General features: G+C 61.5%; 4 protein-coding genes. 2 read left to right on the top strand and 2 right to left on the bottom strand.

The window, feature by feature from the left end; translation table 11 throughout:
• A partial coding sequence (locus tag VNZ93_RS00005; RefSeq protein ID WP_325698246.1) for an efflux RND transporter permease subunit occupies positions 1-2,654 on the bottom strand: 2,654 nt, incomplete at its 3' end.
• Complete coding sequence (locus tag VNZ93_RS00010; protein ID WP_325698249.1) at positions 2,651-3,763, bottom strand: efflux RND transporter periplasmic adaptor subunit; 1,113 nt, start codon at positions 3,761-3,763, stop codon at positions 2,651-2,653. The genes VNZ93_RS00010 and VNZ93_RS00005, both read right to left, overlap by 4 nt.
• Before the next feature lie 512 nt (positions 3,764-4,275).
• On the opposite strand from VNZ93_RS00010, the gene glsA reads away from it, so the two are divergent.
• Both glsA and VNZ93_RS00020 read left to right on the top strand, forming a co-directional pair.
• A complete protein-coding gene (glsA, locus tag VNZ93_RS00015) occupies positions 4,276-5,271 on the top strand; it encodes a glutaminase A (protein ID WP_325698252.1) in 996 nt (331 codons plus the stop codon).
• A gap of 56 nt (positions 5,272-5,327) precedes the next feature.
• On the top strand, positions 5,328-6,968 hold the full coding sequence (locus VNZ93_RS00020; RefSeq protein WP_325698255.1) for an MFS transporter: 1,641 nt from the start codon (positions 5,328-5,330) through the stop codon (positions 6,966-6,968).
• Positions 6,969-7,004: the final 36 nt, after the last annotated feature.

Raw genomic sequence — 7,004 nt, forward strand, 5'->3', positions numbered from 1 at the left:
ACCATCGCGACCTGTCCGAACTCCTTCAGCTGGATCATCAGCAGCGTGAGCATGATCAGGATCATGATCGGGACAACCGCGAACACCGCGGCCTGGCTTTCCGCGCTCGTCTCCGCGGTGCCGCCAAGCTCGATCCGGTAACCGCGCGGCAATTCGCTGTTGAACTTGTCGATCCTGCCTTTGATGGCGTCGACCACGGTTTCAGGGAGCCATCCGGTATCGACGTCGGCCAGTACGGTCAGCGTCGGCACGCGATCACGGCGCCAGATCTGCGGTTGCTCCTGTTCATATGCGAATGTTGCAAAGCTCGACAGGGCGACAGTGCGCCCACCCGGCACCGGGACTTGCAATGTCGACAGCGTATCGAGGGCGACGCGATCCCTCGCGTCGGCGCGAACGACAACGTTCACGAGATAGATGTCGTCCCGAAGTTGGGTGACGGTCGAGCCCGAGACCGCCGTGCTCAGGGTGTTGGCGAGCGTCTGGCTGGTCAGGCCGAGGCGGCGCGCTTCGTCCTGATCGATCTGGATGCGCAATTGCCGGGCCGGCTCGATCCAGTCGAAATGGACACGCTTCGCGCCGGGGTGAGAGGCGATGATTTCAGCAAGCTTGTGTGCATTGGTGCGGAGCACCTCGAGGTCGGGCCCGACGAGGCGCCACTGCAGCGGCCAGCCGATCGGCGGACCCATCTCGAGCGGACTGACGCGGGTGATGGCCTGCGGGAATTCGTCAGTCAGGAATTTCGCGAGATCGCGCTCAAGCCGCAGCCGTGCGTCAAGGTCCTTGGCGAGAACGACCATCTGAGAGTGGTGGTCACTTGGCGGCAGGATTGCGAGCGGCAGATAAAAGCGGATCACGTTGCGGCCGACATAGGCGCTCCAATAGTCGACATCCTTGCTCTTCTTGAGGAATTTCTCCTCGATAGCTTTGACCGCATCCTCGCTGGCGAAGATCGAGCTCGACCGCGGCAACTGGAGATCGACGATCAGCTCGTTGCGGTCCGAGGGCGGGAAGAACTGCCGGTTGATGACCTGCAGTCCCAGCACCGCGACTACGAACAGCGCGAGCGTCACCGCGATGGTTATCCATCGCAGGCGGATTGCGGTGGTGAGCAGCGAGCGATAGCCGCGCATGATGCGGCCCGGCTCGTCGCTTGCGCCCTGCACCGGCGGCTTGAGCACAAGTGCTCCGATGATCGGGGTGAACAGCACCGCGACCAGCCACGAGGCGATCAGCGCGATTGCGACCACGAGGAACAGGGAGATCGTATATTCGCCGGCCTGGCTCTGCGCGAAGCCGATCGGCACGAAGCCGGCTATGGTGATGAGCGTGCCGATCAGCATCGGGGCCGCGAGCGTAGTGTAGGCGAAGCTCGATGCCTGCTCGATGGTGTCACCCCGGGACAGCCGGCGCAGCATCGCATCGACGGTGGTCATGGCATCGTCGACCAGCAGCGCCAGCGCGATGATGAGTGCGCCGAGGGAGACGCGTTGCAGATCGATATGCATCGTCTGCATCACGAGGAAGACCACGGCTAGCGTCACCGGGATCGCGACGGCAACCACGGTGCCCGGCCGTATGCCCAGCATCAGGAAGCTGACGGCGAGGATGATAAGGATGGCCTGGTACAGCGAAGTGGTAAAATCGCCGATCGCGCGGTCGACCACCTGCGGCTGGTTCGAGATCTGGATTGCCTCGATGCCGATCGGCAGGTCGGACTTCACATCGCGCATGACACGGGAAACGTCGCGGCCAAGCTGCAGGATGTCGCCGCCTTCGCGCATCGAGATCGCGAGCGCGATGGCCGGCTGGCCATTGACGCGCAGGAGCGGCTGTGGCGGGTCGACGAAGCCGCGGCGCACGGTCGCGATATCGCCAAGCCGTATGATGCGGCCGCCGGCATTCAGCGAGACGTCAAGGATGTCGGTGTAATTCCGGAACGCGCCGGAGACGCGCAGCGCAAGGTTTTCCGTGCCGGTATTGATGGTGCCGGCCGGCCGCACGGCGTTCTGCGCCGCGATCGCCGCGAAGATCTGCCCATAATCGAGCCCCATCGCGGCAACGCGGTCCGGCAGGAATTCGACGAAAACCTGTTCGTCCTGTTGCCCGATGAATTCGATGCTTGAGATTGCATTCACGCGATGCAGCAGGGTGGAGCGTACATTGTCGGCATAGTCCCGCAATTCGCGATCCGAAAAGCCGTCGGACGTGAATGCATAGATGATGCCGAACACGTCGCCGAAATTGTCGTTGAAAAACGGCCCGAGTACGCCTTGCGGCAGCGTATGACGAATATCGCCAATAGAATTGCGAACCTCCTGCCAGACGGCAGGAACGCGCTTCGGATCGAAGGCACCGTCGAGATCGACATAGATCGTGACGATGCCGGGCCGCACGATCGAGCGCAGCGCATCAAGGCCGGTGGTTTCCTGCAGCTTGCGCTCGAGCCGTTCGGCAAGCTGCTTCTGCGTCTCCTCCATGCTTGCACCCGGCCAGACCGCCGTCACCAGCATGGTCTTGATCGTGAAGCTCGGATCTTCGTCGCGGCCGAGCTTGACGAAGGCGAGGGCGCCCGCGATCACGGCGACCAGCATGAAATAGATGGTGATCGAGCGGTTCTTGATCGCCCATGCCGAAAGATTGGGGCCAATCATGATGTGGCGCCCAGCAGGCGCACCTTCTGACCGGGACGAAGCGCCTGAACGCCGGCGGTGACGACCAGTTCACCCGGCGTGACACCGTCGGAGACGACGATCGAGCCCGGATTGAAGCGCGCAACGCCGATCTGCCGCAGCGCAACGGTCATCGACTTCGGATCGACGATCCAGACCGCCGGCTGGCCATTCGAATTTGTCAGCGCACTGGCCGGCAATTCGATGCCGGCATGGCGTGCGAAGGTCGTGCGTCCGACCACGGTCGAGCCGAGGCGCATTTCCGCCGGCGGATCGATCAGGCCGACCCGGATGCGGAATGTGCCGGTGGCGGCGTCGGCGCGCGGAGCGATCTCGCGCACGCGACCCTTAGCCGTGACGTCGGGCGACAGCGATAGCGCGACGGTGACATCCGGATCAGGATGGCTCGCTTCCCGGATGTTTGCCGGCACATTGAACACCGCATCCTTGCCCTCGTCACGGGCGATCTGCACGATCATGCGGCCAGGCTGGATGATCTCGCCGGTCTCCGCGCCACGCGCCGTTACGACGCCGGGCGCATCGGCATGGAGCTCGGTATCGTCTAGACGCTGCGTGGCTAGGCCAACATGGGCTTCCGCGGCCTTCACCGCGGCTTGTGCCGTCGTGAAAACCTGCTCCGCTCGCTCAAATGCGACGCGAGCGGCGATCTGCCTTTCGTAGAGATGCCGCTGCCGCTCATAATTGATGCGTGCTTCGGATAACTGACCGTTGGCCGCGATCAGTGACGCCTCGGCGGCCCGCAGGGCGTTGCGCTCGTCTGTCGGGTCCAATCGCGCGATCAGTTGGCCCGCCTTGACCTTGTCGCCGACATTGACCGTGCGTTCGATCAGCCGTCCGCCGATGCGGAATGCGAGATCGGCCTGGACCTGGCTTTCGATTGTCCCGGCAAGCGAGACGGTTTCACCGGCTTCGCGCTTTTCGACCGCCACGGTACGGACCGGACGCGTCTCCGGTTCGGCCTTCTCTTCCTCGCGCGAACATGCAAAGAGCAGCACTGGCAGCAGGGCAATCAACAGCGATCTAGCGACCGCTCTTTGCACCGGGCTGCGGGATGCGGTGAGAAAATACATTCGTGCCTCGAAACAACGCGTTCGTATCGGTCGATCAAGCAACAAAACTACCGTGACAGGAAATTGTAGGGCCGCCAATAGGGCGGTTCGGTGAATTATTGGCCGTGCGCTATCGCAATGCGACCCGGCACATTTTACCGTACAGTGTACGCAGAGACGAAGGTGCAGGTCTCATGTGACGCCAAAGCGACGTGAATAGTCGTTCACGGCACATACAAACGATACGACGAAATCGAGTTTGAGCGTTTTGACATATATCAGTTGAGCATGGCCGACTCAGACGGCTCTGAACAGACGGCCTGGCTTCTCGAACGTCGCTCGAAGCATTGTTGATGGCGTGACGATCATCGTACCGAATCGATCGCGTCGATGAGGAGCCCGGCAGTCTTATCAGTTCTGCTGCGCTGCACGATGCAATACGTGTTGACGCGGGCTTCGCAACGGATGATTGTCTTGGCAATGTTGCGACGAATTCGTCTGTCTTCAATTTGTGGTGTCAGAGGAATTATCCGATGGATGTGCGCCTCGGCCATTTTGGCGACGGATATATTTCCACAGGGCACCTGCCTTCACCCGACGACATCATCAGGCTGGTGAACGCCGCCTATAACCGCTTCAGCTCAAACGACGACGGTGAGAATTCGCAGGTCTATCCGGCGCTGGCACGCGTGCCGCGCGATCTGTTCGGGATCTGTGTCGTAGGCACCAGTGGCAAAACCTACGCTGTCGGTGCAACCGACCATGAATTCTCGATCATGAGTGTGTCCAAGCCCTTCATCTTCTCGCTCATTTGCGAGGAAATCGGGCATGAAGCGGTGCGCGAAAAGATCGGCGCAAACGCTACCGGCTATGCATTCAACTCCGTTGCCGGAATCGAACGGACGTCGAATGGCCTCACCAATCCGATGGTCAATGCGGGCGCGATCGCGACCACGAGTCTGGTGCCGGGTCACAACGTGGACGAGAAATGGGCGTTCATCCATTCCGGACTCTCCAGGTTTGCCGGGCGCGAACTGCAGATGAACGATGAGGTTCTTGAATCCGCGCGAGAGACCAATTTCCGGAACCGCAGCATCGCGCAATTCCTGCAAAGCGTGAGCCGCATCTATTGCGATCCGATGGAAGCGGTCGATCTCTACACGCGGCAATGCTCGCTCAATGTGAGTGCGAAGGATTTGGCGGTCATGGGAGCGACGCTCGCCGATGGAGGCGTCAATCCTGTCACGAAAGAGCGCGTGGTCGATCCTTCGGTTTGCCATTACGCACTTGCGGTGATGACCACGGCGGGTCTCTACGAGACATCCGGCGACTGGCTTTATGAGATCGGACTGCCGGGCAAGAGCGGGATTGGCGGCGGTATCGTCACCGTCTCTCCGGGGAAGGGCGGGCTCGGTACGTTTGCGCCGCCGCTGGACGCTGCAGGAAACAGCGTCAAAGGCCAGCTCGCGGCAAAATATTTGTCGCAGCAACTCGGCATGGATCTGTTCGTCTCCAAGCCGGAATTGTGATCGTGCCGCACGGCGCACATCTGCGAAGCCGTGAATGAATCTTCCGGGAGGGGCAAATGACGACCGCCACCGTGAGTGCAAGTCACAGCGAGGCCCGCGAATCATGGGTGCCCATGATTGCCATCGCGCTTGGCCAGATGATCATGTCCTTCAACGTGGCTTCGCTGCCGGTCGCGCTGAGCGGCATGGTGAAAAGCTTCAACGTTCCGCCGACCACAGTCGCCACCGGCATCGTGGCCTATTCGATGCTGGTTGCCGGTTTCGTCATGCTCGGTGCAAAACTGGTCCAGCGTTTTGGCGCTGCCCGCGTGTTCCGCCTCGCCGTTGTCGTGTTCTGCGCCGGGCAAGTGTTGATGACGTTCAGCCCGACCGCGACGCTGATGATCATGGCCCAGGCCGTTATCGGAGCGGCCGCGTCCGTGATCGTGCCGGCGCTGGTGGCGCTCATCGCGGAAAACTACAGCGGACGTCAGCAGGCGACGGCGGTCGGCGCGCTAGGTTCCGCGCGTGCTTTGGCCGGCGTGCTGGCCTTCGTCGTTGGCGGAATCCTCGGCACGTTCATCGGCTGGCGGCCGGCCTTCGGCATTCTGATCGCTGTTTCGGCCATTGTTTTCCTCCTCAGCTTCCGCCTCAAGTCGACTGAGGGCAGGCCGGAGGTGAACATCGACATGGTCGGCGTTCTCCTGGCGGCGGCGGCCATCGTCCTCATCAGCTTCGGCTTCAACAATCTGAACCGGTGGGGCCTCGGCGTTGCCACCGGCAATGCACCATTCAATCTCCTCGGCCTGTCTCCCGCCCCGATTTTCATCGTCGTTGGAATCGTGCTCGGCCAGGCCTTCCTGATGTGGACGCGCAGACGCCAAGAGGCGGGAAAGACGCCTCTGCTCGCGCTCGACGTGATCGATTCGTCGAAAGAGCGGGCCGCGGTCTACGCATTGTTTGTCGTTGTCGCACTGGAAGCGGCGCTCAATTTCACCGTGCCCCTGTATATCCAGATCGTGCAAGGTCAGTCGCCCATTGCCACCGCGGTGGCCATGATGCCGTTCAACCTGACGGTGTTCTTCACCGCGATGCTGGTCGTCAGGGTCTATTCGACCCTGACGCCGCAGCGGATCGGCATTTTTGGTTTTATTCTCTGCACGCTGGGGCTCCTATGGCTCGCCTTCGTCGTGCGCAATGACTGGAGTGCCGTGCCCGTTCTGTTCGGCCTCGTCACATTCGGGATTGGTCAAGGCGCATTGGTCACGTTGCTCTTCAACGTGCTCGTCACCGCTTCGCCAAAAGAATTGGCCGGTGACGTGGGCTCGCTGCGCGGCACCACGCAAAATCTCGCCGCTGCGGTCGGAACCGCGGTGGCCGGTGCGTTGGCGGTCGGGCTGCTGACCACAATCATGCTTGGTAACATCGCAGCAGCGCCGAAACTGACGCCTGAACTTCAGGCGCAAGTTGATCTCGACAGCATCAACTTCATCAGCAATGACCGTTTGCAGACCGTGCTGGCTGGCACGACCGCGTCTCCGGCGCAGGTCACCGAAGCCGTGCGCGTCAACACGGAATCGCGTTTGTTCGCGCTGAAGATCGCGCTCCTCATCCTCGCTGGACTCTCGATGCTTGCGATCATTCCGGCCAGCCGGTTGCCGAACTATCTGCCGGGCGAAATTCCGGATCCGTCGGACGGCTCGGGACGCAAGACTTAGAGCGAGAGCTGAGGGCTTACTACCTGACGCGGTGCG

It is taken from the genome of Pseudorhodoplanes sp. (assembly GCF_035565795.1).
Classification (GTDB): Bacteria; Pseudomonadota; Alphaproteobacteria; order Rhizobiales; family Xanthobacteraceae; genus Pseudorhodoplanes.